General features: G+C 64.9%; 25 protein-coding genes. 10 read left to right on the top strand and 15 right to left on the bottom strand.

Annotated features, from left to right (window positions below; genetic code table 11):
• The first annotated feature begins 53 nt into the window (after nt 1-53).
• The gene (locus CH268_RS20505; RefSeq protein ID WP_094665739.1) at nt 54-566 is read left to right on the top strand and encodes a GNAT family N-acetyltransferase; all 513 of its coding nucleotides are present in this window, start codon (nt 54-56) and stop codon (nt 564-566) included.
• On the opposite strand, the gene CH268_RS20500 is transcribed toward CH268_RS20505, so the two are convergent.
• The 3 genes from CH268_RS20500 to CH268_RS20490 all read right to left on the bottom strand — a co-directional run bounded on the left by CH268_RS20500 (nt 556) and on the right by CH268_RS20490 (nt 2,535).
• Entirely contained in the window at nt 556-1,503 is a 948-nt protein-coding gene (locus tag CH268_RS20500; protein WP_094665738.1) for a CPBP family intramembrane glutamic endopeptidase, read from the bottom strand. The two genes, CH268_RS20505 and CH268_RS20500, sit on opposite strands and share 11 nt — an antisense overlap.
• Before the next feature lie 104 nt (nt 1,504-1,607).
• Entirely contained in the window at nt 1,608-1,859 is a 252-nt protein-coding gene (locus CH268_RS20495) for a hypothetical protein (RefSeq protein WP_032386248.1), read from the bottom strand.
• A 34-nt stretch (nt 1,860-1,893) separates the two neighbouring features.
• Entirely contained in the window at nt 1,894-2,535 is a 642-nt protein-coding gene (locus CH268_RS20490) for a GAP family protein (RefSeq protein ID WP_167328958.1), read from the bottom strand.
• Nucleotides 2,536-2,601: 66 nt separating this feature from the next.
• On the opposite strand from CH268_RS20490, the gene CH268_RS20485 reads away from it, so the two are divergent.
• Nucleotides 2,602-3,207 carry a TetR/AcrR family transcriptional regulator gene (locus tag CH268_RS20485; protein WP_094665737.1) on the top strand — a complete coding sequence of 202 codons (606 nt, stop codon included), beginning with the start codon at nt 2,602-2,604 and terminating at the stop codon, nt 3,205-3,207.
• Here the strand turns inward: CH268_RS20485 and CH268_RS20480 are convergent.
• On the bottom strand, nt 3,186-4,364 hold the full coding sequence (locus tag CH268_RS20480; RefSeq protein WP_176458008.1) for an MFS transporter: 1,179 nt from the start codon (nt 4,362-4,364) through the stop codon (nt 3,186-3,188). The genes CH268_RS20485 and CH268_RS20480 overlap by 22 nt on opposite strands.
• A gap of 89 nt (nt 4,365-4,453) precedes the next feature.
• On the opposite strand from CH268_RS20480, the gene CH268_RS20475 reads away from it, so the two are divergent.
• Nucleotides 4,454-4,996 carry a GtrA family protein gene (locus CH268_RS20475; RefSeq protein ID WP_027498197.1) on the top strand — a complete coding sequence of 181 codons (543 nt, stop codon included), beginning with the start codon at nt 4,454-4,456 and terminating at the stop codon, nt 4,994-4,996.
• Complete coding sequence (locus CH268_RS20470; RefSeq protein WP_032390682.1) at nt 4,983-5,516, top strand: SixA phosphatase family protein; 534 nt, start codon at nt 4,983-4,985, stop codon at nt 5,514-5,516. Before CH268_RS20475 ends, CH268_RS20470 begins: the two co-directional genes overlap by 14 nt.
• A gap of 6 nt (nt 5,517-5,522) precedes the next feature.
• On the opposite strand, the gene CH268_RS20465 is transcribed toward CH268_RS20470, so the two are convergent.
• From CH268_RS20465 to CH268_RS20450, 4 genes are all read right to left on the bottom strand, one after another.
• Entirely contained in the window at nt 5,523-5,723 is a 201-nt protein-coding gene (locus CH268_RS20465) for a hypothetical protein (RefSeq protein WP_094665735.1), read from the bottom strand.
• Nucleotides 5,724-5,787: 64 nt separating this feature from the next.
• Complete coding sequence (locus CH268_RS20460) at nt 5,788-7,191, bottom strand: outer membrane protein assembly factor BamB family protein (RefSeq protein ID WP_094665734.1); 1,404 nt, start codon at nt 7,189-7,191, stop codon at nt 5,788-5,790.
• Entirely contained in the window at nt 7,188-8,483 is a 1,296-nt protein-coding gene (locus CH268_RS20455; protein ID WP_141215176.1) for a hypothetical protein, read from the bottom strand. The genes CH268_RS20460 and CH268_RS20455 overlap by 4 nt, the downstream gene beginning before the upstream one ends.
• Before the next feature lie 137 nt (nt 8,484-8,620).
• Nucleotides 8,621-9,958 carry an NAD(P)/FAD-dependent oxidoreductase gene (locus tag CH268_RS20450; RefSeq protein ID WP_094665777.1) on the bottom strand — a complete coding sequence of 446 codons (1,338 nt, stop codon included), beginning with the start codon at nt 9,956-9,958 and terminating at the stop codon, nt 8,621-8,623.
• Between the two features lie 131 nt (nt 9,959-10,089).
• On the opposite strand from CH268_RS20450, the gene CH268_RS20445 reads away from it, so the two are divergent.
• On the top strand, nt 10,090-11,025 hold the full coding sequence (locus CH268_RS20445) for a LysR substrate-binding domain-containing protein (RefSeq protein WP_032381391.1): 936 nt from the start codon (nt 10,090-10,092) through the stop codon (nt 11,023-11,025).
• Here CH268_RS20445 and CH268_RS20440 read toward each other — a convergent pair.
• A complete protein-coding gene (locus tag CH268_RS20440) occupies nt 11,001-11,999 on the bottom strand; it encodes an MsnO8 family LLM class oxidoreductase (RefSeq protein WP_094665732.1) in 999 nt (332 codons plus the stop codon). The two genes, CH268_RS20445 and CH268_RS20440, sit on opposite strands and share 25 nt — an antisense overlap.
• A 64-nt stretch (nt 12,000-12,063) precedes the next feature.
• On the opposite strand from CH268_RS20440, the gene CH268_RS20435 reads away from it, so the two are divergent.
• Nucleotides 12,064-12,438, top strand: coding sequence for a VOC family protein (locus CH268_RS20435; RefSeq protein WP_032375389.1), 375 nt, complete (start codon nt 12,064-12,066; stop codon nt 12,436-12,438).
• A 26-nt stretch (nt 12,439-12,464) separates the two neighbouring features.
• Here CH268_RS20435 and CH268_RS20430 read toward each other — a convergent pair whose 3' ends face one another.
• Nucleotides 12,465-13,415 (bottom strand): endonuclease/exonuclease/phosphatase family protein, encoded by a 951-nt coding sequence (locus tag CH268_RS20430; RefSeq protein WP_032399425.1) that lies wholly within the window; start codon nt 13,413-13,415, stop codon nt 12,465-12,467.
• 136 nt (nt 13,416-13,551) lie between these two features.
• On the opposite strand from CH268_RS20430, the gene CH268_RS20425 reads away from it, so the two are divergent.
• Both CH268_RS20425 and CH268_RS20420 read left to right on the top strand, forming a co-directional pair.
• The gene (locus tag CH268_RS20425; RefSeq protein WP_027498205.1) at nt 13,552-15,192 is read left to right on the top strand and encodes a GMC oxidoreductase; all 1,641 of its coding nucleotides are present in this window, start codon (nt 13,552-13,554) and stop codon (nt 15,190-15,192) included.
• A gap of 24 nt (nt 15,193-15,216) precedes the next feature.
• The gene (locus tag CH268_RS20420; RefSeq protein ID WP_094665731.1) at nt 15,217-15,783 is read left to right on the top strand and encodes a GNAT family N-acetyltransferase; all 567 of its coding nucleotides are present in this window, start codon (nt 15,217-15,219) and stop codon (nt 15,781-15,783) included.
• Nucleotides 15,784-15,800: 17 nt separating this feature from the next.
• On the opposite strand, the gene CH268_RS20415 is transcribed toward CH268_RS20420, so the two are convergent.
• Both CH268_RS20415 and CH268_RS27970 read right to left on the bottom strand, forming a co-directional pair.
• Nucleotides 15,801-17,420, bottom strand: coding sequence for an alkaline phosphatase D family protein (locus CH268_RS20415; protein WP_094665730.1), 1,620 nt, complete (start codon nt 17,418-17,420; stop codon nt 15,801-15,803).
• Between the two features lie 113 nt (nt 17,421-17,533).
• The gene (locus CH268_RS27970; RefSeq protein WP_176458007.1) at nt 17,534-17,827 is read right to left on the bottom strand and encodes a hypothetical protein; all 294 of its coding nucleotides are present in this window, start codon (nt 17,825-17,827) and stop codon (nt 17,534-17,536) included.
• Here CH268_RS27970 and CH268_RS28470 point away from each other — a divergent pair.
• Entirely contained in the window at nt 17,708-17,962 is a 255-nt protein-coding gene (locus tag CH268_RS28470) for a VOC family protein (protein ID WP_369597517.1), read from the top strand. The genes CH268_RS27970 and CH268_RS28470 overlap by 120 nt on opposite strands.
• On the opposite strand, the gene CH268_RS20405 is transcribed toward CH268_RS28470, so the two are convergent.
• Both CH268_RS20405 and soxR read right to left on the bottom strand, forming a co-directional pair.
• Nucleotides 17,950-18,186, bottom strand: a complete 237-nt coding sequence (locus tag CH268_RS20405; protein WP_094665729.1) for a hypothetical protein — start codon at nt 18,184-18,186, stop codon at nt 17,950-17,952. The genes CH268_RS28470 and CH268_RS20405 overlap by 13 nt on opposite strands.
• Before the next feature lie 51 nt (nt 18,187-18,237).
• Nucleotides 18,238-18,675, bottom strand: a complete 438-nt coding sequence (gene soxR, locus CH268_RS20400; protein ID WP_176458012.1) for a redox-sensitive transcriptional activator SoxR — start codon at nt 18,673-18,675, stop codon at nt 18,238-18,240.
• Nucleotides 18,676-18,742: 67 nt separating this feature from the next.
• Here soxR and CH268_RS20395 point away from each other — a divergent pair, with 67 nt between their 5' ends.
• Nucleotides 18,743-20,128 (top strand): MFS transporter, encoded by a 1,386-nt coding sequence (locus tag CH268_RS20395; protein ID WP_094665776.1) that lies wholly within the window; start codon nt 18,743-18,745, stop codon nt 20,126-20,128.
• Between the two features lie 17 nt (nt 20,129-20,145).
• Here the strand turns inward: CH268_RS20395 and CH268_RS20390 are convergent, their stop codons facing one another.
• Nucleotides 20,146-20,535: a VOC family protein gene (locus CH268_RS20390; RefSeq protein ID WP_045840689.1), complete on the bottom strand. Its 390-nt coding sequence runs from the start codon at nt 20,533-20,535 to the stop codon at nt 20,146-20,148.
• Nucleotides 20,536-20,539: the final 4 nt, after the last annotated feature.

The raw sequence follows: 20,539 nt of genomic DNA, 5'->3' as shown, positions 1-20,539 counted from the left end.
TCCGACAAGAAAATTCGATTCGGTCACCGAGTTCGGGCCGGTATAACGGCACCATGCGCAGCTACTCGATTCGTGACATCCGGCCCGGCGACGAGCAGCAGATCGGTACAGCACACGTTGCGATCTGGAAGGCAACGTATGCGGGAATGATCAACGGTGCGAAGTTGGATGCGATGAGGCCCGCGCACCGCATCGAACGGTGGCAGCAGATCATCGCCCATCGCCACGAGTCGTCTGCGCGCGGAGTTCGCACCCGATGTGCAGTCGACGTCGCCGACTCACGCATTGTCGGCTTCACGACCGGAGGACCCCCGCGCGACGAAAATCCGCCCGCGCACAGGGAATTGTGGTCGTTGAACGTTCTTCCCGAACACCACGGCACCGGCATTGCACTGGCGTTGATGAACGACGCACTAGGTGAGGACACTCCCGCTGCGTATCTGTGGGTGGCCGCGGCCAACGAGCGCGCGATTGCCTTCTATCGCAAGAACGGGTTCGAGCTGGACGGCGAAGCCCGCTTCGACTCGACGTGGGAATGCCACGAGGCGCGCATGGTCAGGGCTTGACGGGTGGTTCGTCTCTGGATCGGTCGGAGTTCGCGTTCTCTGGATTCAGCACGACGTCGGTCACCACAGGCGTCGTCTCGACAGCCCGATCGTTGGAACGGACAGCCACCGTGTTCGGCAGGAACGCATCGAGGGCGCGGGGCGTGATCCACCACAGCAGGGCCGCGAACAGGATCAAAATGTTGATCCACTGCAGCACCGTCGCCGAATTGTCGGACGGAATCACCCGGTCGAAGACCTGGATGTTCATCACGAATCCATGAATGAGGATCAGGACCCACAATCGCCGATATCGGTAATACACCCACACCGCCGCCGCGCCCCATATGGCTGCCCACAGGAATCCGCCGCCGCCGAAATACAGGTACAGGAAGCCCCGCAACGTTGCCGACAACCCCATGATCGCCCAGATCGGCATCCTGCCCACCAACAGCAGAACCGGCAGAGCCACCAGAATCGGCTCCTCCCGCAGACCGACAGCGAGCGCCGAAACGACTGCAAGCCACTCTGATTCGACAGAGGCAGGGATAGAGAACCCGAACCGAACGATATTCAGTCGCGACAATACGAGCACTATCGCCGACGCCGCGCCGATCGCAGCACACCAAGTCAACGCAGCCTCGCGCGCGGAGCCATGCCGCAGAGGCATCACCGCCGGCAAAGTCCGTCGCCGTGCGAGATGCACCGCGCCGATCGCGATAGCCCCCACAACGACCTGCAGTGCGCCGACCGCGAGATCGGTCCACTGATCGTGCATCGTGAGGACTGGTGCCGGCGCATGCGGCTCACGAAAACGCCACAGCGCACCCACCAAGCCGATGAAATACACGACGACCCACCCGACCACCAGAGCCGCAACCATCACGGCGGTACCGGCAGCGGTCAGACCACGCCGAGGCGAGCGAGCACGAAGACCCGCGTCGACACCGGTCGTCACCGGACCACCACCATTCCGCTCGATACAGATCGCCGAACAGCTTGTTTATCACGCCTCGGCCGAGAAATCAGTATGGTCCCGGCGATACGAACCGGCGGTGCCACTCACGGCCGAGTGTCACGGTCGGACTCATCGCTCGAATCTTTCGTTCCTACGATGTCGTTTCGCAGTTCCGCGAGCAGCCCCTTCCTCGGGGTGCCGCGACGCGATTCCCATACGTCGACCATCGCGAGCACCACCAGAACACAGCCGATCGGGCCGCCCTGGAACCAGGAGAACTGCAGGTCCCAGAAGAACAGCGCCAGCACAGCTCCGACGACGATCACGACGATGCTGCCCGCATCTCTTGCCTTCATCGCTTCCCTTTCATCGATTCGGACCACAATCAGGTCAGACCAGGTTCAGTTCGATTGCCGCATCCGCGGCAAGTAGTGCGCCCACCACGATCGACACCGTTGCCGCTACGTCGCCGGTCCAACGGTCCACGCGCCGCACCAGCGGTCGCGTGACCGACGAAATACGCTCCTGCGCAACCACTCCGACAGCCAGCAGGACGAGGGCAGGCGACAGCATCACAAGCACGTACGCCGCCAGAATCGACACCGAGGACAACCGCCCCAGGTCCGCATCTCCCACGATGGCAATTGCCGAAAAGTAGGGCAGCATCGTCGCCACCTCCACCGCGCCCACAGCGACCGCGAGCAGAACAACCCCGCGAACACTTCCCGGGGGCCGCGTCCACCACGCACTGCTGGGGACTCGACGCCGACGGTCGCAGACCACCCCCACGAGCAGGATTACAACACCCACCGCCAACCGAATCCACGCGTCACCAGGAATCGCCACCCTCAGGCCGTCGGAGGCCGCCCAGACGGCGATACCGACCCCGAGGTACAGCAGCCCCAACACACACAGATGGAGCAGAACGACACCTGCCCGAAACGACGGCCGCAGCATCATCCACAACGGAACTGCAAGTGTCCCGACTCCGATGCTGTCCACCAGCGCAAGCCCGGCGAGCTTAATTAACACAGCTGTACCGTAACACGGTTTCAGCACAGTCGTGTCGAAAAAACGCTCTCGTGCTAGAACAGACCGATGCCGAAGATCGTCGACCACGACGCACGCCGAGCGGAGATCGTCGCCGCCGTGTGGCGCGTCATCGAACGAGCAGGAATGAACGGGGCGACGGTACGCAGCGTCGCTGCCGAAGCCGGCGTCTCCCCTGGATCACTGCGGTACTACTTCTCCGATCAAGGAGAACTTGTCCTCTTCGCGGCCGAGGCCATGACGCAACGCGTCGTACATCGGTTGGAGGAGCATCCGGCCGGCGGTGACGGCCTTGTTCGCGCGATCCGAGTCCTCGAGGAACTACTGCCACTCGACGAGGACCGCCGTGCCGAGGCATCGGTGTGGCTGGAAGCGCTCGTGCGTGCCAGATTCGACGAGCGACTCGCCGCCCTCAAAACGGCCGGGTGGTTCGGCAGCCGGTACCTGTGCCGGCTCGCGTGGGCGCACCTGCACGATCTCGATCGACCGGACTCCCCCGCATTCACATTCGACAGCACCGTCGACGAATATGCCGCGGCCGAACTGCATACCTACATCGACGGACTGACATTGCAGGCGGTGACGTATCCCGAGCAACTCACGGCCGACGAGGTACGTCGGTTGTTGCGCTCTTATCTGGAGCCGCAGTCCTGAACCGAGTCCACCGGAAATCTGCGGCCGTAGAGCCACCCGATCACCGCGACGACGACGCCCGCGGCAGCAATCGCGGCCAATACCGACCCGAAGCCCGATGCCTCGACGACCCGCCCGACCACCAACGGTGCCAGCAGAAATCCGGCACGCGAGATAAGCGACACGGTCGAGATCGCCGCAGCCGACGAGACGCCGGGAAGCCGTCCGGCCAGGCTGAACACGATGGGAAACAGCGGACTCGAACCCAGGCCGGCGACCGCGAATGCAGCGATGACCAGTACAGGCACGTCGACGGCGAGCACCGACAGCCCCGCGATGCCCGCAAATGCGACCGCAACCAACGCTGCGCCACCCGTCAGTACCGACGACGGTCCGAACCGATCGACGATCCGGTCACCCACCAGGCGTCCCACCAACATGGCCACCGAGAACGCGACGAACGCCAGACCGGCAGCGCCAGGACCGGCACCCTGTTCGGCCGTCATGTACACCGCGCTCCAGGACTGCGGAAAATCCTCCATCAGGCCGGCCAGCAGAACCACCGCGCCGAGCAGGGCGAGCGCCGCAATCGGACGGCCGACGGCCTGCTGAGGAGTTGGGCCGTCGGCGGACTCGTCCGGCCGCGCATCCGGACCCAACAGACCCCGGCCGACCGCCGCGAGCGCAAGAACCAGCACCACGGCGACGCAGGCGAAGTGCACTGCGACCGGAAGGCGAGCACCCGCGGCCGCAGAACCCGTCACTCCGCCCACCACAGCCCCGACGCTCCACGCGGCATGAAAGCCACTGAGCAGAGACCGACCGGCCCGCTCCTCGACGAGAACTCCCTGGGCGTTCATGGAAATGTCCATCACCGCGTCGGCCCCGCCGAGCAGGACCAGAGCTGCCAGCAGCGTCCACCACGACACCGCCACAGCGGGGAGCACGAACGCACCGCACAACAAGAGTCCCGACGCGAGAACAGCCCACCGACTGCCGAACCGGTGTACCAGCACGGCGGCAACGGGTGCTGCGGCAAGCCCGCCGACACCGACCCCGGCGAGAGCGAGACCCAGCGTGGCTACATCGATGGACAACGAGTTCTGGATCTCGGGAATGCGGGGTGCCCAGTTGGCGAACACCGCGCCGTTGACGAAGAATACGATCAGAACGGACAAGCGAGCACTGGTTTTCGGGCGGCCCATAGTGCCGCGAGCCTATCGTTGATGGGACTACCCAACCCGTTACTCGAGGTAACGTCGATGGGATGCATGTGTCCGACCGCCTCACCGACCACGTTCCCGAGCGTTGGCTCGCGCCCCTCGTCAAGCACGCCGAGGCTCTGAAGTTCCTCATCGTCGGAGCAATCACCTTCGTCGTCACCGTCGTGCTGTTCTTCGGCTTGAAGTGGACGATCCTGCAGGACAAGCCGGTGACAGCCAATGTTCTGGCCGTGCTGATCGCGACGATCGTGTCGTACGTTCTCAACCGGGAATGGTCGTTCACTGCCCGCGGCGGACGACGTCGCCATCACGAAGCAGCGCTGTTCTTCGCCGTCGCCGGGACCGGTCTGGCCATCAACCAATTGCCGCTCTGGGTGTCGAGTTACGTGCTGGATCTGCGCGCTCCCAACGTGTCTTTCATCACCGAGAACATCGCGGACTTCGTCAGCGGATCCATCGTCGGCACCCTGCTCGCCACCGCCTTCCGGTGGTGGGCAATGCGGAAGTTCGTTTTCCCCGAGCCGGTGAACGTGGTTCCCGACGAGGTTGCCCTGACCGTTTACGGTGGACGGCATGGCGACCACTAGGACCCTCGTGCTGATGCGGCACGGAAAATCCGGCTACCCCGACGGCGTGCCCGACCACGAGCGGCCACTGGCTCCACGCGGCCAACGGGAAGCAGGACTGGCGGGAGCCTGGATCACCGAGCACGTCGGCTCCGTCGACGCCGTGTTGTGCTCGACGGCTCTGCGGACTCGCGAGACCTTGGCCGCCACCGGCCTCGGCGATGCACCCACCCGCTTCGAGCGAGACATCTACGGTGGTTCGGCCGACGAAATCATCGACGAAATCAAACTGGCAGACACCTACTTCGACGACGTGACCGTCTCGACACTGTTGGTCGTCGGGCACGAGCCCGGAATCCCGTGGACGGCACTCGAACTGGCCGTCGACGACGACACCGACGTGGCCCGCGAAGTGCGACACCGCTTTCCCACCTCGGCGATCGCTGTGCTGACCACCGAATGCAGCTGGGCCGAGCTGGCAGCGAGTACCGCCACGATCACCGAATTCTGCATCCCCCGCGCCGATTCCGACGGCGCGTAGACCCGACTAACGGTTCCGGAGATACAGGTAGCCGGCACCGCCTGCGGCGATCAGCAGAATCAGCGCGGCGGGAAATCCGAGAAGCCACCACACCACCGCGAGCACCACCAATGCAGGTGCGGCGGCAATCAATGCAGTACCGGGATTCTCGCGAACCGTTTCCAGCGCGGACTGTGCATGGACTCTGTCGATCTTCTTGCCTGCCATCGTCGACTCCCGGGTTTCGTATGCCGTATATGCGTACTTCCACTGTAGGTGCACCCGCAGCGGGCTACCTACGGTCGAGGACAGCAAGCGTTGCTGTGGACGAATAGACCAGCCGATCGCCGGACTGCGTCACCCGCGATCCCAGGTGACGATTCGATGCGTAGGGGTCCGGTGTCGGCTCGATCTCTGTACGCCGACGGGTCGAACCATCGTTCAGAGCGATGGACTGTACGACACCGCCTACCGAGAAATAAGCGAGACCGTCGATGGATGCGGTGATCGGATAGTAGTCGCCGGGGTCGTCCTCCCACCGGACGGACCCGGTTCTCAGATCGAGGGCCGTCACATGGGCGGTTCCAGGTGCACGCACGATGACAACATCACCGACGACCGCTACTCCGTTGGTGGAGGCCAACAGTGGGCTCGACCAAGCGAACGCTCCAGTCGTTCGCTCGAATGCGGTGTCACCGACGATCATCGGTAACGAGAGGTCGGCTGGGGCGTCGATCTCAGGATAGGGATAGATCGGCGTCGGTGATCTGGCAACGATACGGCCGTTGGACGCCACTGCCGCAGTGCCGGTGAACGATTCGGACTGCGAGCACACCGCCTCGGTCATGATCACCAGTGCAGGTTGTATCCGGTACGGCTGTTGCACACACCTGTCGGGGTACCCCCGATACCAGGTGATGACCCCGGTGACGGAGTCGAATCCTATTGCCGTCGAACCGAACCGGCCCAGTCCGTAGGTCCCGTCGACAGTGATGGCCGTCCCCCGTGAAGCCGCGTAGATGGCGACGCCGGGGAACTCGCTGATCCAGTCGCGGTCGAGATCGTCCACCGAGCCCTTCCGCAGCTGCGGCGTGCCCTCGTAACCCTGCGGTGTCACGGTGGAATTGACTGTGTAGACCGACGCACCGTCGGTCCCGACCGCGAGCACATGCTGCGGCGTTCGGATGGAACGGCCTTCACCGGTCGTGGCGTCGATCAGAACGATTGTCGAATCCAGCTCGACCGAGTCGACGCCCGAGACGCAGATCAGACTTCCGAGCAAAAGTCGGTCGGCGCACGCGTCCACTCGAACGTCGTCACGTCGCCATACGGTGGATCCGTCCGACGCGTCGAGCCCCACGATAGCCGGAGCGTCGAAATTGCCATTGGAGGGATCGGGCAGCCCAATTGCCGTGATGTACACGTCACCGGCATCGATGAAAGCTGCTGCACTGGAATAGCCTTGGTTCCCCGCACCAGGATCACGAAATTGGGCGAACTTTCGACCGTAGACCTCCTCGGCCGACCTCGACCACTTGACCTCCGGCGGAAGCGGAACCACCGAGGGCGTCGGGTCCGCAGATTCCGGAGCCATCGCTACCGTCGGCGGAGCGTTCTCCTGCACGACGATCAGGGCAGCAACGATACTTACGACTGCGGCGGTGCCCGCCAGCCACACGGGCCACCGGTCGCTCACAAGTCCAGCCCCGGTGCAGTCGCGATGGACTCCAGGTTGGCAACGGTGACGAGTTCGCCCGCCGACGTCGACGAGATACGAACGCGAGTGCCCGACGGCCGCGTGACAGTCACGGTCCTGCCACCGCGCTTCGTTCGCTCGGAGATGGATCCGTCCGGCAGGCGAACCGTATCGACCGACCGATCGACATCCGGGTCGTACTTGTCGGCGATCTTCGGAAGTGGCTGCCCACCTGTGATCGACACGTTCACAACACCTCTCGAGTCGGGGCTGACGATCGTGCCGGTCGTGCACAACGTATCGACCGAGAAGGCCACGCGCCACATCGACGTCATCGGCTGGTCGAATGCAACGACGGCCCGCAGAGCGCGGATACGAGCACGGTCCAGGGCACGACCGAGGCGGTCTGCATCTGCCGCGGTCACCGGCGGCCCATCCTGCACCCCTGCCCGCGTGCCGCACGGGGGCGGTTCCGACCGGGTTCCGCGCGGTATCGGTGCGTCGATGCGAAGATCGCTCCTCGACGCCATCGACACCAGGTCGTCCATCGACAGCGCCTCATCCGCGGACACGAATTGAGTCGCCTGAATCTGCAGGTTCGTCCCGTCGGGCGCATACGCAGACACCGACCTGATGACCGAAGTCCTCCCGGAACCTTCGCTGATGGACTCCGACACGTCGATCACCGTGCCGTCTCCCAGCACCTGTCTGCTGTCCAGACTGCCACCGACGCAGGGCGGCACGCCGTATGTCTGCTTCGAGATGGTGACGGTGATGTCGACGCCCCGGCCGTGTCGAATGAGCAATCCTGCTGCCTTGCTGCCCGCAAACAACGATGGGTCATCCACCGAGCTGTCGGAGGACGGCCCTTGAACGGGACCGAAACGAAGCGCCGACTCCGTGCCGAACGCACTCGTTCCGGCCGATGGAAACTCGATATCCGTGCCCGCCGGTAGCGCCGCCGCTAGAGCGTCGGACAGGGCGGTTGCCTTCCGCCCGGAGAACCACGGGTAACGGGGATTGTCGTAGGACTCTTCCAAGGCCTGATAGAACGCAACGGCTCGCCCGTCCAGGGCCTCGACCACGTCGCATCCAGGGATCGTCGCCGACGAATCCCTCGGGGAAAAAGACTCTCCAAGAGCGTCGGTCGATCCTGGGGTCTCGGGGATGTCGATGTCCCCGGCAATCGGCGCACGGAGGCCCGCCACGATCACTCCCAGTGCGATGACTGCAACCGAGACGAAGACCCAGAACATCTTGGGTTGACGCCCTAGGGCCCGGAGGACGATCACGCCGGTGAGCCTAGCCGCCTGCCTGGTGTGGGGGCAGTGCTAAGGCTTTCTGTGGACCACCGCGTCGTACGTCCGAGTGCACGTGGTGATCTGGGCCTACCGCAACGGTCTGGTGAGCAGCTAACCCTATCCGAATCCTAGGCCGCTGAACGTTCCTCGTTGTCCGATGTCTCGCTGTCCGATGTCTCGTCGGCAAGTTCCAGCATCGACCCGGATTTGTCGGTGTACTGGAAGTGCGGTCGCTTGTCGCCGATGTACGACGTCATCCACGACACCACTGCAACGTAACGATTGCGGAAGCCCACCAGGTACATCAGGTGCACCGCGAGCCACATCAACCAAGCGATCGGTCCGGACATGTCGACCTTGCCGAACAACCGAGCCACCGCACTGAATCGGCCCACGATCGACATGCTGCCCTTGTCCACATACTTGAACGGCGTTCCCGCGTCGACCTTTCCGATGATCGTCTTGGCTACGTGGCGACCCTGCTGCATCGCGACCGGCGACTGTCCCGGCAGCTTGTGCAGCGAGGTCACGTCGCCGATCGCGTAGATGTCCTTCGCGGTACCGACGGTGAGGTCGTCGTGCACGAGCAACCGACCGGCCCGATCGGTCTCGCACCCGGTGCGCTCGGCGATCGTCGCCGCCAGCTCACTGGCCTGAACGCCGGCCGACCAGATCACGGTCTTGGCCGGGTAGGTGCGCGAGGTCTTCGTGTCGACGTCCTGCACAGTCACGACGTCGTCGGCGATATCGGTGACCATGGCACCGGTGACGACGTCGACGCCCGACTTCTCCAACTTGGTGCGCGCATAGGCACTGAGCTTGCCGCCGAAAGCGGGGAGCACCTCTTTCACACCGTCGACGAGGGTGACCGTGACGTCGTCGGGTCCGATATCGGGGAACGAACCGGCGAAGTAGCGGTGCGCGAGATCCCTGATCTGGCCGGCCAGTTCGACACCGGTCGCGCCTGCACCGACGACCACGAAGCTGAGCAGCTCCTTGCGTACGTCGAGATCGGTGGTCTGGTGCGCCTTTTCGTAGCAGCTCAGAATCTGCTCACGCAGGGCGATTGCGTCGTCGACGGTCTTGAGCGCAAAGGTGCGGTCCTTGAACTCGTCGCGACCGAAGTAGGCCTGAGTGGCTCCGGTTGCGACGATCAGGCGACCGAAACCGATGGTGTGGCGTTCGCCGCCACCGACGTAGGTGACCTGATGGCTCTCGGGGTCGACGTCGACCACTCGGCCCAGACGCACATCGGCTGAGTCGTACTGCGCGAGAATGCGCCGGATCGGCGGGGCGATCTCGCCTGTCGAGATCATCCCGGTGGCTGCCTGGTAGAGCAGCGGCTGGAACAGGTGCTCGGTGGTGCTGGAGATCAGAGAGAACGTCACACCGGCCTTGCCCAGAGCCTTGGCCGCGGCCAACGCTCCGAATCCCGAACCCACGATGACGACGTCGTACGTTTTCACAGCACTTCCCTTTCCGAGCACACATTTCTTGTAGATCGAAGAACTACCTCCATGAAACTCCGCCGTTCCTGCGCTATCAACGCGAAAGTTGAAATAGCATCCATGAGCAGAACTCATGAATGGAGGTAGCCGTGGAGCTGCGGCAACTGAAGTACTTCCTCGCGGTCGGGGAAGAACTCAACTTCTCCCGTGCCGCCGAGCGGTGCTACGTCTCGCAGTCGGCGATCAGTCTGCAGATCTCCAAGCTCGAACGCGAGATCGGTGAGCCGCTGTTCGAGCGCACCTCACGCACAGTCCGATTGACAGTCGTCGGAGCACAATTGGTGTCCATCGCCCGCCACATGGTGGAGCTCGAACAGGCAGCGTTGGCGCTGACGACCAGGCGTCGAAACCAACTCCGCCTCACCGGAAACATGACTTTCGCCGCGAACGCCATCTCGGCGATCGTCGCGGTACGCGAACGCCATCCCGACGCCGAGATCGACTTCGTTCTCAAACGATTCGCAGAACAGATCGAAGCGGTGACGTCGGGTGACTGCCAGGTGGCACTGATCCGCGGCAGCGTCGAACGCTCCGGTCTGCACGTCACCGAACTGTGGACCGAGGACCTCGTCGTCGTCCTCGCAGAGGGCCATCCCCTGGCCGGGGAACCCAACCCGAGCCTGAGCCAACTCGCCGAATACCCACTGCTGCTGCCCAAACGAAGCGAGCAGATCCTGTTGCACCGCGTCATCGAACGCGAGATGAAACGCAGTGGGCTTCCACTGACCTTCGGCCCGCCGGTGGCGTCCGATCACACCGCGAGCGCCGAACTGCTCAACCACCCGCAATGTTGGTCGATCCTCTACGCCAGCACGGCCGAGAGCACACCCAAAACCGGCCTCGTCTTTCGCACCGAGGCCGACCGTCGGCTGCGACTACCCGTCTCGGCAGTGGTCGACGCGACCGTGCCGGCCACCGACATTCAACGCGATCTGGTTGCCGCGCTGGCAGATACGGCACCGGCCCAGCCCACAGCTCCGGTTCAGCCCACAGCTCCGGTTCAAGAAACAGCGCCGGAGAGCTGAGCGAAAGCAGCGTCCGCGGCGAACAGTTCGGCCCGGTCGAACGTCGACGTGGAGGCCATGACCTCGTCCGCGCCGGTGCGCTCGATCAGCTCGTCGAGCCGGGGCCGGACCTGCTCGGCCGTGCCGAGGATGGTTGCATCCAACGAGGATTCGATCCGATCTCGGGTGCGCGGCGTCCACCGCGTTTCGTCGATCGACGAGGCGGGTTCGAGCGCCGGAAATTCGCCCTCGCGCCGCGATCGCGCCATCGCCCATGCCTCCGGGAGTGCGAGACGGCGCGCGTCTGCTGCATCCGCGGCGATCGTCACATCGAGCGAGACGATCACGTACGGATCCGACAGTTGCGAACTCGGCCGAAAGTGCTTGCGATACAGCGCCAGTGGGTCGTCCCCGCGCAATACCGGGCCACCGACGACCACCGGCAGCCCGGCGCGGGCGGCGACCTCGAGACCGGCACCGGTCGCGAGCACGAACATCGGCGGCGGCGCGGTTGCCGGCCTCGCAGTCACAGGACCGGACCCGTCGAGATACGACCGCAGTTCGGCGACGTCGGCCTCGAACGTATCCGGGGCGTCGCGGTCTCGACGCAGGGCAGCGCGCACCGGCTCGGTGAACCCGAGCGACCGCCCGACGCCCAGGTCTACCCGACCCGGAAACAGCGACTCCAGCATCAGAAACTGCTCGGCCACGATCAGCGGTTGATGGTTGGGCAGCATCACCCCGCCGGATCCGACGCGAATGTGCGAGGTCTGCGACGCCACCGCCGCTGCGAGAACCGCAGGCGCGCCCGAAGCGATACCGGGTACAGCATGATGCTCGGCCACCCAGAACCGGTGCAGCCCGAGCTTTTCGGCGTGCACGCCGCGTTCGACGGTGTGACGGAGCGCTGCGGCGTCGTCGACGCCTGCCCTCGTGCGGGATCGGTCGAGCAGTGAGAAGAACACATCAGCTGCAACCGGCGAGGCGTCGGGCATATTTCTCGGAACGACCTGCTCATCGCGGACCGAATCTGTCCGCAATGGGGCTCATCATTGCTTCATGACTCTCACCATGAAGATCGAACTCATCACCGTCCCTGTCACCGACGTCGACCGCGCCAAGGAGTTCTACACCTCGATCGGGTTCGATGCCGACCACGACGCACGCCCGTGGGAAGGCATTCGGTACGTCCAACTCACTCCCCCGGGATCGGCGTGCTCCATCGCCATCGGCGAGGGCATCACCGACGCCGAACCCGGTGCCGGCGCAGGCATTCTGATGGTCGTCGACAGTGCCCAGGAGGCCTACGACCACCTCACCGCGGTGGGCCTGACCGTCGAGCAGCCGAAGGACGAGGGCTGGGGAACATTCGTGTACTTCGCGGACCCCGACGGCAACAAGTGGTCGCTGCAGCAGTTGCCGGCACAGCCCTAGTTCGGAAAGCCCTAGTTCGGAAAGCCCTAGTTCGGAAAGCCCTGGTTCGGTAAGAAAGCCAATCGCGCCAGGATGCCGCGGTGGTCGGAGCCGGGGACGGTCACGGCCTCCACCGAACGAACCCCCATGTCTGCCACCAGAACATGGTCGATGGCAATGACCGGCGGGTGCCAGGTGTGCGCCGGATACGTCCTGAGCATGCCTGCTCCGGTGGCCACCGCGGCGTCGACGAATCGGCCGTCCTGCAGATCGCGGTAGCGCCGGTGGTCCTGCGTGGCATTGAAGTCCCCGGCCACCACGACGGGTCCGTCGTCGGCGGGGATCTTGGCCAGCAGCTGCCGAAGCAGCCCGAGCTCACGTACCCATTCGGACGGCTCCCGCGGCCACGGCGGAACAGGATGGACCGCGAACACCAGCGGCCGGCCCGGCATCTGTACCCGAGCCGACAGCAGTTCGGTCACGAAGCCGTCGTGCCGCTGCTCGTCGGCGAGAGGAAATCGGCTGTAGATGCCGGTTCCGTTGCCTCCGGGTCCGGCGCTGACGTGGGCGTGCGGTAACAGCTCGGACAGCCTGGGTCGAAGACTCGCATCGGCCTCGGGCGTCAGCTCGACGAGAGTGAGCACGTCCGGCCGATGGTGTTCGACGAGCGCGATCAACGCATCCGGATCGGCCTGGCCCAGCCAGATGTTGGCGTGCAACACCGTCAGGTCCGACTCGCTCGGCCTCCGGGCGACGCGGCGGTAGCGGAGCCGGAACTGGGTCGCGACCGCCGCGGCAGAGACCGCCGATCCTGCCGCCAGCCCCCACCCACCGAAGGCCACACCTGCCAACACGGTTCCGGGCACAGCCGCGAGCATGAGGACATGTGCCAAAGCCGCAGCGACCGCCATCGGCTGCCCACGTCCGTCGAACAGGTGCGCGACGACCCCCGTGACCGCTACGACGAGCAGTAATACAGCCACCGATGCCGACACCATGAGCGGAGTCTGGCAGGCAAACCTGAGGCCGAGCTGGGAGCCGTCCCGAAATACGACCGGACCGTTGGCTTTCTTGTCGCAAACACGACAGAATCGGGAGCGCTGTCCGCGAGGTGTCCGAGGGGGAAGTACTGCCGTGAATAGAAGGCAACTGTTGCGGTTGGCCGCTGCCGGAATGCTCGGCGCCGCTGCAGCCCCGGTCCTGAGTTCGACCGGACTGCCCGGATCCTCCGTCGCCGGCGCTCTGCCGATCGGAGCAGACCGAATCCGGTCGTTGGTACCCGAACTGTTCGCCGACCCTCCCCGGCCACCGGACCACTCGCCCGTCATCGTCATCGGTTCCGGCTTCGGAGCCAGCGCCGCCGCCCTACGCATGGCCCAGGCCGGCACCGCGGTGACCGTTCTCGAGCGCGGACTGCGCTGGCCGCGCGACCCCTGGCGCGAAATCTTCACGGCGGACATGACGGCCGACGGCCGCGGACTGTGGCAGCAGACCTCGTTCACCAACATCACCGGTCTCCCTGTCGGACCGGTCGACCTCTTCGGCGGCGTCCTCGACACCACCCGCTACGAGAACCTCTCGGTCTGGCGCGGCGCAGCCGTCGGCGGCGGCTCCGTGGTCTACACCGGCGTCACCATCGCACCGAACAAGAAATTCTTCGACCTCTCGTTCGGCGGACGCCTGAACTACGACGAGATGGCAGCCACCTGGTATCCCAAGGCCCGTTCCATGCTCCGGCCGTCGGCGATGCCCGAGGACGTCTACAACAGCCCCAACTTCGCTCACTCACGAACCTGGGACGATCACGCCCGCCGTGCAGGCTTCCGCCCCGAAGCAGTCGACGGCAACTGGAACTGGAACGTCGTGCGCGACGAGATCGCCGGCCGCTCCCGGCCGTCCGCGACCGTCGGGGAAAGCACTTTCGGTAACTCCAACGGTGCCAAGCACGACCTGACCCAGAACTACATCCCCCAAGCCGAAGCCACCGGTAACGCGACGGTGTGCCACAGCCACCGCGTCGCAGCGATCGGCAGCGAATCCGGCGGCCGCTACCGCGTCGACATCGAACGCCTCGACCCGTTCGGCAACATCGTCGAGACCCGGACACTCACGTGCGACACCCTCGTCCTCGGGGCCGGATCCATCGGTACCACCGAACTGTTGATGCGCGCACGCACCACCGGAGCATTGTCGAACCTCAACGAATTCGTCGGCACCGGCTGGGGCACCAACGGCGACGCCTCGATGACCAGGTCCCTCGGACCGATGTCTGCCGGACCGCAGGCTGCGCCCTGCGCATCCCGCATCGTCGACGACTCCGGACTGCCCCTGACCGTCGAGAACTGGTACACCCCAGGCGTTCCCGTGAACATGGGCTTCCTCGGCTCACTCGGTATGACCATCGACCCGCTTCGGGGAAACTTCGGATTCGATTCCGCCGCAAACAGATTGACCCTGAACTGGCCCAAGGGTGGCAGCCGAGACACCGTCGAAGCCCTACGCGCCGTGCAGAATCGCATGGCGCAGGCCGGCGGCACCATCGTCGCCGCCGAACCGTTCACCCGCGATGTCGACGACACCTTCACCGCGCACCCCCTGGGCGGCGCAGTACTCGGCGACGCCACCGACGATTACGGTCGCGTCAAGGGCCACCCCGGGCTCTACGTCGTCGACGGTGCCCTGATCCCGGGCAGCACCGGTGCCGCCAACCCGTCACTGACCATCACCGCACTCGCCGAACGCAACGTCGCACAGATCATCGCCGACGGGCGCTGAGCCGTCTTTCCAGAGGTTTTACCCATGCACCATCCCGCCACCCGACTCGCCGAAAACCACGATCTGACAACAGCGGCCGACACACTGCGCGACGCATTTGCCGACTACCCATGGACGCGATGGGTGATCCCGGCCGAGGACTACCTGGCCACGCTGCAGGAACTCCAGCAGCTGTACCTACAACATGCGCATCGACACGGAATCGTATTGCTCACCGCCGACTACGCCGGGGTCGCTGCACTACTGCCCGCAAATGCCCCTCCGCCCGATGACGAATCCATCGCGCGGATCATCGAGCTACACGGAGATCGGATCGACCGACTGTCCTCCAGCGACGCGGCACCGGGGTCATGGACACTGGAAACGCTCGGCGTGCAACCGCATCGGCAAGGGCACGGGATCGGCGGACTACTGCTCGAGAAGGCCGTCGAGGAAGCTCAGCAACGTGGTGCCTCCGGGTTGGTCTTGGACACATCGGATCTGCGCAACGTTCGCCTGTACGAGCGGGCCGGGTTCCGTGTTTCGAGCCACGCCACACCGAGTGAGGGGCCCGAGGTGTGGTCCATGATCCGAACATTCGGCACGGGATGAGCCTGCGGCACCAGGCGCTACCCCAGCTGAATCTCCGGCCGCCCCTCGGGAACGGTGACCGTCATGGCCGTGCGAACCGGCTTACCCGGCGTCGACACGGCGTCGAGAACCCTTACCTCCGAACGCCATTCGGTGGGTGTCAGGGTGCTGCGCAGGTAGCCGCGACGGGCGTTTCCGTACTTGACGTGGGGTGAACCGTCGGCGATCGCAGCACCGGTCTTGTCGATGACGGCACCGTCCTTGCCCGACGCGATGGACGTGGTGGCGATCTCGACTCCCTGCAACGGCGAGACCTGATCCTGGTAGTCGCGTCGCAACTCCGAGACGATCGTCCGGTGGATGTCGCCGACGATCGACGCCACGTTCTTCGTGCCACGATCCCTGGCTCCGTCGAGAATTCGATGCCGGGACGCTTCGTAGCCGCTCCACGGATCCATGCCGACCTTCCGGTCGTTGCCCTGTCCCTGCGCGAGATCGGACATGACGGTCTGATGCGCCAGGAAGTTCCACCTCGACGGTGACGCGAATCCGTCGAGGATCCATTGTTCCTGTGCCGCACCGGTGATGGTGCGCGCCGGATCCGCCGTCTCGGCGTCCTGCGCGTGCTCACCGTCTCCATGAGCCTGATCGCTGCGGTACTGCCGGGTGTCGAGTACCGAGAAGTCCACCAGATCACCGAACGAGAACCGGCGATAGACCTTCATGTCCGGGCCGACGGGCCGCAGGTTCGCGCGCACCGGAGTGTTCTCCCACCACGCCTTGAACGCATCGGCCCTCCGTAGCAGGAACTCTCGTGGATCGTCGTTGTCCTGGCTGATCTGCGAGGCCCAGTTGTTGTCCACCTCGTGGTCGTCGAACGTCGAGACGAACGGTGCCGACGCATGTGCCGCCGCCAGATTCTCGTCTGCCTTGTACAGGGCGTACCTATCGCGATAATCGGCCAGCACCATGGTTTCTCGGGCCGCCGACTCGGTGCGCGGCTCGCCCGCCCGCGCACCCTCGTTCTTGATCGCGTACTCGTAGATGTAGTCGCCCAGAAAGAACACCACATCGAGATTCGAGGCCGCCAGGTCCTGGTACGCGCCGAAGAACCCGTCCTCCCATTTCTGGCACGAGGCCCAGGCGAAATCGAGGGTGCTCAGCGGCTGCCCAAGTGCGGGTGCAGTTTTGGTGCGACCGACGGGACTCGCATGTGGGCCGACCAGGAAACGGTAGAAATATGCGCGCGCCGGCTCGAGCCCGCGCACATCGACGTGAACGGACCAACCGTCGGATTCGGTTGCCAGCTCGATACCCTGCGCTGCGATACGACCGAACTTTTCATCGGCAGCAATCTGCCACTGGACCGGCACCACGCCGGGCGTCATGCCGCCCAGCGGGGCGAACGGATCGGTGGCGAGTCTGGTCCACAGCACCACCGAATCGGGCAACGGATCACCGGAGGCAACACCGAGACGGAAGGGATAGTCGGGGGTGATCACGGACTGCGCACCTGCAGTCGCGGATGTCCCCGCGAGCTCGGGCGTGAAGGCAAGCGCCCCCACCAACGCACTCCACGTCAGAAACTGTCGACGTGTGGCTCCGGCCCGCAGCGAAATGTCGCGGCCGATCCTGACGTCGTTACCTCGGTTCACCATTGCCCGAGACTCTCGTGCCCGGGCAAACTACATCCGTCATCGATTCGACGCAGAAATGAACACGGTAGATCCATTCGATTCAGGACCGTAACCGTCCGCGATCTCGGGAATCGTCAGGGCATGACGAACATCGACCGCACAGGATCCCAGATCGACCACCTCAATATCGGCGTCGCCGATCTCGCCGCCAGTGCCGAGTTGTACGGTGCCGCTCTGGCACCGCTCGGCATCACCGAGATCATGCGCGTGCCGCTCACACCCGAAGCGAACCAGCTCGCCATGGTCGCATTCGGCTGGGCGCAGGTGAAGCCCTTCTTCTGGATCGTCGACGCACCGGGTCGGCCATCGGCCCCCACACCCATCTCGCGTTCAGCGCCCCGGACCGCACCACAGTCGACGCATTCCACGCGGCAGCACTGTCGGCGGGCGCGACCGAACTCCGGCCTCCAGGACTACAGCCGGAATACCACGCGACCTACTACGGATCCTTCGTGCGGGACCTCAACGGCATCGACCTCGAGGCCGTGTGTCACCACGGATGAACCAGGTCGTCATCCGAGATTTCAGAGTCGGTCATCGAGGCGATTCGAGCGCTGGTCGGGCCCTCCGCGGGTCTGACATTCGCCGTCACTGCCGAGCCCACCGCCCTGGGTGACGTCGCCCGAATCTCCTGGGCACTGTCGCCGCCCGACGCCCCCGCCGTAGTCTCGGGCCAGGACTTCGTCGTCGTGAAGAACAACCTGATCACCGAGCTGTACACGTTCATCGACCAGCCATAGCCGGCCACCCACAAGACTCGACACCGCCGACGCACGCGTCAGATGAGCCGCGCCCCGGGGCCCGCCTTGCCCAGCTCGTCGCCTGGATTGAGCAGACTGCATTTGTTGAGGGAGAGACATCCGCAGCCGATGCAGCCGGTGAGTTGCTCCTGCATCCGCGCAATCGACTGCTTCCGATCCTCCAACCGCTGGTTCCATGCAACCGAAATCTTGGCCCAGTCGCGCTTGTTCGGGGTGCGCCCCGACGGTAGGGACGCAAAGACCTCGGCCACCTCGGCAAGCGGTATTCCGAACCGCACCGCCACCTGAATCAGCGAGATCCGCCGAATCGCGTGACGGGGAAACTTTCGGACGTTGCCCGCCGTCCGCTCGGCGGGAACGAGCCCGAGAGTCTCGTAATACCGGACCGCGGACACTGCGGCGCCGGTTCTGGCCGCGATCTCCCCGATGGACAACAGTTCGTCACTGATACGGATCATGCTGCCTCCCAGCCGACACGACGAGTTGATCTCAAGTGCACTCGAGATCGTAGCCTTCCACACCATGCACTCCCCCACCGAATCCACGACCGGAACCTGGCGACAGCTGCTCGGCGCTCGCTACCTCGGCACCGCTACCGTTCTCGCCGGCGGCGTCGCGCTGTACGCCACGAACGTCTACCTGACGACCAGCCTGCTCCCCACGGCCATCGACGAGATCGGCGGCCAGCGCTACTACGCCTGGACTGCAACGGTTTTCCTCGTTGCGTCCGTCATCTCCTCGATGCTGGTCAGCAAAGTTCTGGCCGCCCGCGGACCTCGCGGTGCCTACCTGATCGGCCTGACGGTCTTCGCTCTCGGCACCGTCGTGTGTGCCGTCAGCCCCACGATGGAACTCTTACTGGTGGGCCGCACAATCCAGGGCGCAGGAGGTGGCCTACTGGCCGGACTCGGCTACGCCGTCATCAATGCCGCACTGCCGCAACACCTCTGGACGCGAGGTGCGGCTCTGGTCTCGGCCATGTGGGGTGTGGGAACGTTCGCCGGACCGGCCGTCGGCGGCATCTTCGCGCAATTCGGAGCCTGGCGAATGGCCTTCGGTGTGCTCGTTCTCGCAGCTATGGCCATGGCTGCCCTCATCCCGCGAGCACTGCCCGCCCACACCGCTGAGGCCACCGAACCCAGCCCGGTACCGACACTGTCGCTGACCCTGCTCACCACGGCTTCCTTGCTGGTGAGCATCGCCGGCGTGGTCTCCAACCTCGCGATCACCGCCGCAATGGTCCTGGGAGGAGCACTCCTGCTGATCGCCTTCGTGGCCGCCGACCGTCGCGCAGCGCACGGCGTGCTCCCCCCGTCGACCTTCGGCGCGTCCGCGCTGAAATGGATATACCTGACCATCGTGGTCCTCGCCGTCGCGTCCACAGTGGAGACCTTCATCCCACTGTTCGGCCAACGTCTCGCCGGATTGGCACCGCTGGCCGCCGGATTCCTCGGAGCCGCACTGGCGCTCGGGTGGACACTCGGCGAGATACCGAGCGCGTCGGCCACCGCTCCACGCGTCGTACGACGCATCGTCATCGCCGGCCCGATCCTCGTCGCCGCCGGATTGTGCATCGTGGCAGCGTTTCTCACCGACCAGGCAGGTCCCGGTTCGATCACTACGTGGGTAGTGGGTCTGCTCGTCGCGGGCGTCGGAATCGGAATCGCGTGGCCACACTTGGCCGTCGGTGCCATGACATCGGTCGCCGAACCGGGCGAAGGCGCACGAGCCTCGGCCGCCATCAACACTGTTCAGCTGATCGCCAACGCCTTCGGAGCAGCTCTGGCGGGCGTCCTGGTGAACCTCGGAGAACCGGCGACAGTGGGATCGGCTCAGTTGCTGCTGTTCACCTTTGCGGCGCTCGCATTCATCGGTGTTGCAGCGGCGGCGCGATCGCAGCGCGCGTAGGTTGTCGGCTGCCCGGATCAGGTCTGGACGACCCAGATCGAATTGCCGTCGGGGTCTCGCAAGGCGAACATCGGCGGCACGCCGTCCACCTCTTCCATGAAGTCGTCGAGATCGACGCCGCCGAGAGCGCTGAGCCGCTTGTGCTCGGCCGCGACATCGGCAGTCTCGACACCGATGGATCCACCGCCGGGCGTACCTCCCATCGGCGGGTTCAGGGCGAGCCGCGCCGTCGAACCCGGCGGGGCCACTTCCAACCACCGGTATTCACTCTCGGGACCGAAGCGCAGATCACCGCGAATCTCGAACCCGAGAACGCGGGAGTAGAAATCGAGGGCTGCGTCCTGATCGGCGACGGTGAACATGGCCACGCCGATGTTCACGATTGTGCTGGGTGTTTGCTCGGTCATACCG

The organism is Rhodococcus sp. 06-1460-1B (assembly GCF_002258475.1).
Lineage (GTDB): Bacteria > Actinomycetota > Actinomycetes > Mycobacteriales > Mycobacteriaceae > Rhodococcoides > Rhodococcoides fascians.
Note: the sequence above shows the minus strand (reverse complement) of the source record. Positions and strands in the feature narration are given on the sequence as shown.

What these genes read in the sequence shown, in the direction of transcription:
- CH268_RS20415 (WP_094665730.1), bottom strand. Translation starts at nt 17,420, where the DNA reads ATGGTGAACCGAGGTAACGACGTCAGGATCGGCCGCGACATTTCGCTG.
- CH268_RS20495 (WP_032386248.1), bottom strand. Translation starts at nt 1,859, where the DNA reads ATGAAGGCAAGAGATGCGGGCAGCATCGTCGTGATCGTCGTCGGAGCT.
- CH268_RS20465 (WP_094665735.1), bottom strand. Translation starts at nt 5,723, where the DNA reads ATGGCAGGCAAGAAGATCGACAGAGTCCATGCACAGTCCGCGCTGGAA.
- CH268_RS20485 (WP_094665737.1), top strand. Translation starts at nt 2,602, where the DNA reads ATGCCGAAGATCGTCGACCACGACGCACGCCGAGCGGAGATCGTCGCC.
- CH268_RS20430 (WP_032399425.1), bottom strand. Translation starts at nt 13,415, where the DNA reads ATGGTGTCGGCATCGGTGGCTGTATTACTGCTCGTCGTAGCGGTCACG.
- CH268_RS20405 (WP_094665729.1), bottom strand. Translation starts at nt 18,186, where the DNA reads ATGAACGTGTACAGCTCGGTGATCAGGTTGTTCTTCACGACGACGAAG.
- CH268_RS20440 (WP_094665732.1), bottom strand. Translation starts at nt 11,999, where the DNA reads ATGCCCGACGCCTCGCCGGTTGCAGCTGATGTGTTCTTCTCACTGCTC.
- CH268_RS20420 (WP_094665731.1), top strand. Translation starts at nt 15,217, where the DNA reads ATGCACCATCCCGCCACCCGACTCGCCGAAAACCACGATCTGACAACA.
- CH268_RS20470 (WP_032390682.1), top strand. Translation starts at nt 4,983, where the DNA reads ATGGCGACCACTAGGACCCTCGTGCTGATGCGGCACGGAAAATCCGGC.
- CH268_RS20475 (WP_027498197.1), top strand. Translation starts at nt 4,454, where the DNA reads ATGCATGTGTCCGACCGCCTCACCGACCACGTTCCCGAGCGTTGGCTC.
- CH268_RS20505 (WP_094665739.1), top strand. Translation starts at nt 54, where the DNA reads ATGCGCAGCTACTCGATTCGTGACATCCGGCCCGGCGACGAGCAGCAG.
- CH268_RS20395 (WP_094665776.1), top strand. Translation starts at nt 18,743, where the DNA reads ATGCACTCCCCCACCGAATCCACGACCGGAACCTGGCGACAGCTGCTC.
- CH268_RS20435 (WP_032375389.1), top strand. Translation starts at nt 12,064, where the DNA reads ATGACTCTCACCATGAAGATCGAACTCATCACCGTCCCTGTCACCGAC.
- CH268_RS20390 (WP_045840689.1), bottom strand. Translation starts at nt 20,535, where the DNA reads ATGACCGAGCAAACACCCAGCACAATCGTGAACATCGGCGTGGCCATG.